The sequence below is a fragment of the Candidatus Cloacimonas sp. genome, assembly GCA_039680785.1.
In the GTDB taxonomy this organism is placed as follows: domain Bacteria; phylum Cloacimonadota; class Cloacimonadia; order Cloacimonadales; family Cloacimonadaceae; genus Cloacimonas.
Window position 1 is genome coordinate 1 of sequence record JBDKSF010000113.1, and the last position, 2445, is coordinate 2445.

Annotated in this window: 5 protein-coding genes; 3 read left to right on the top strand and 2 right to left on the bottom strand. The window is 36.1% G+C overall.

Annotated elements, in window-relative coordinates:
- Positions 1–157, top strand: a 157-nt coding sequence (locus ABFC98_07970) for a PKD domain-containing protein (protein ID MEN6445964.1), incomplete at its 5' end; no start/stop codon positions are given.
- 217 nt (positions 158–374) lie between these two features.
- Here ABFC98_07970 and ABFC98_07975 read toward each other — a convergent pair.
- A complete protein-coding gene (locus ABFC98_07975; protein ID MEN6445965.1) occupies positions 375–596 on the bottom strand; it encodes a DUF5652 family protein in 222 nt (73 codons plus the stop codon).
- 157 nt (positions 597–753) lie between these two features.
- The gene (locus ABFC98_07980) at positions 754–1149 is read right to left on the bottom strand and encodes a hypothetical protein (GenBank protein ID MEN6445966.1); all 396 of its coding nucleotides are present in this window, start codon (positions 1147–1149) and stop codon (positions 754–756) included.
- A 41-nt stretch (positions 1150–1190) separates the two neighbouring features.
- On the opposite strand from ABFC98_07980, the gene anfO reads away from it, so the two are divergent.
- Both anfO and ABFC98_07990 read left to right on the top strand, forming a co-directional pair.
- Positions 1191–1817 carry a Fe-only nitrogenase accessory protein AnfO gene (gene anfO, locus ABFC98_07985; GenBank protein ID MEN6445967.1) on the top strand — a complete coding sequence of 209 codons (627 nt, stop codon included), beginning with the start codon at positions 1191–1193 and terminating at the stop codon, positions 1815–1817.
- 84 nt (positions 1818–1901) lie between these two features.
- On the top strand, positions 1902–2381 hold the full coding sequence (locus ABFC98_07990; GenBank protein ID MEN6445968.1) for a hypothetical protein: 480 nt from the start codon (positions 1902–1904) through the stop codon (positions 2379–2381).
- Positions 2382–2445 lie beyond the last annotated feature (64 nt).

Below are 2445 nucleotides of genomic sequence, written 5' to 3' on the forward strand. Positions count from 1 at the left end.
TTCATGGAAATGGAGTTTTGGAGATGGAAAAACTTCAACAGCCAAGAGTCCTACATATACCTACAGTAAAGCCGGAAAATATACTGTCAGTTTAACAGCAAAGAATGCTAAAGGCAGTAGTACTAAAACCATGACGAATTACATTACAGTGAAGTAAATCAATAGATTATTAAATTGAATAACGATAAAAATGTCAAATCTAAAGAGAAATATAGCCAGTTTACGTCTCTAAACTTCTGTTAAACTATTTGGCTAACTTCTCAAATATATTTGTGGAAACTAACAGGAAGATCTGCTGATTCATGGAGAATAGTTTACAAAATTTGTAGATTTGTAAACTATTCAATTTTTCAAATTACAGCAGCATTCTTGATTTATATTCCCTTTCTTCCTTTCTTAAATAAGAAAATATAAAGAATAGGTAAAATTCCAGCCGTATTCAAAACGAGTATAACGATAAACCAGTATTTCTGGGATTCTCGCGCTGCTTTCCATAGAGCTATACCCTTCCAGAAAAGCTCCCACAGTACCAGAATTAAAACCAGGGCTGAAAATTGTGGGTTTGTTTGAAGCAGTGAGAAAGAAGTGTCTACCATTTCCCTCTCTGGAATACATGTTATTTATATTTAAATAACTTTACACCTATAGATATTACAATAAGTAGGACATTAGGCTGTATCAACTTCGATATAACCACTTATGAATTAAAATCGAAAAACTTGTCTACCTGAAACTTATCTACCTGAAACTTATCTACCTAAAAATTTCTGCAACAGAAAAGTATGATGGAATTGCCAAAACTTGATTTTTTAATAAATTTAAGTTAGTTATCCTAAGCAATAGCCCTGAACCAGAATATTCTGGCATATTTTCGACTCTTTTCGTGCTGCTTCCAATTTCATTTTTTGGGCCACTTTTTGTTGCACAAAACCAGAACTGGAGTTTATCATTTACAAAACAAGTAGCTGGTGATTTATGGAAAACTATGAAAGGATCATTGTTCGCCGGATAGAGTAAAATAAAAGAGTTTCCGCAAATGATAATATTGCAGATTGCTGAATGAATCCAGCAGAGCTTATATGCAAATTGAGTAATAATCCAATGGTAAGCAATTGTTTTAATCGCATCCCGATATACCATAAATTTCATCCCGATATGCCATAAATTTCAACACGATAGGAGGACGCACCTTGAAAATAGCAGTTGTGGAAAACGAGAACCAGACAGCAAGTTCGATATTTGAGCCAGGATTTATTGCAATATATGAGGAAGACGGTGGAGAATGGAAAGTTCTGACTCGTTTTGAAAATGAAGTTTGCAACGCGAAGGGCATGGCTGCGGTACGCACGGCTGTAGCGGATACAATAAAGCAGCTTGGCGACGTAAAAATAATTGCTGCAAGTGAAATCCCAGGAATAGCGTCCGGGACTTTTCAAGCAGCGGGTTTTGATATATTCCTTGTGGAAGGTAATGTGATGAATCTTCTTGCCTCAATCAAAGAAGAAATGCTTGAGGCAATTGAGGAGCGTCAGAAAGAACCGCCCAAATTTGACATCATGCAGTTTCTGGAACCTGGTGTGAGCGAAGGTGATTTTTCGATAAATATAGAAGACATCATGTTTAAAAATCCGAACTTGACTTCAAAGAAGATTCTAATCCCTTATCTGAAAAACAGAGAATTTAACAGGCTAGACGTTATTTGCAGTCATCTTCCGAAATGGTTTGTCATAGAGTTAGGTTCCATGGGATTTGAATATGAAATTGTGAGTGACTTGCCAAATAAAAAGACTGTTAGAGTAGTGCGTATTCAAACTTAATACTCAAAATAAAGATTCATACTTTTTTGAAGAAATCAGAAGATAGGTAAATCTTATTATCTTTAAGGAAGTAATAATATAATAATGGACGGAGGGGGAGTAGGAAGAGGGCCTCTGCAACTGGACATAGGCATAGTTGTATCAGGGCTTGGAGGAAACTCCAATCAGGAAAGGAATCAATTCAATGGACTCGTTTCCTTTTTTGGTGTTGATTTTGGACTATATATTGGACCGTCCTATAATCCGTTTCGGACTATAGGACCAAGTATTGGCATTGGTGTGGTTATAGGGTCTAACGGTTTTCTGGCTGCAAAATTAGGCATACATTTTAGAAGAGCATTTGGTTTAGGAATGCTGTTTCCTATAGTTCCTATTTATGGTGCTACCGGAGCAAGCTTTTTAGCTGCTCTGCCTGTTTCAGAAGGAGCTAAAGCTGCAGCAACTGTTCCTTTACTGTTAGTGCCGGCAGCTTTCGTATATCAGGGAAATCTTAAAGAATTACGTAGACGCGGAATAGAAACTTTAACGGAATTGAGATCACATTTTCCAGGAAAGAAATATTAATTTATAAAATTAAATCTAGATCTATTGAACCTGGAGCTATTGAACCTTGATTTATTAAATATGG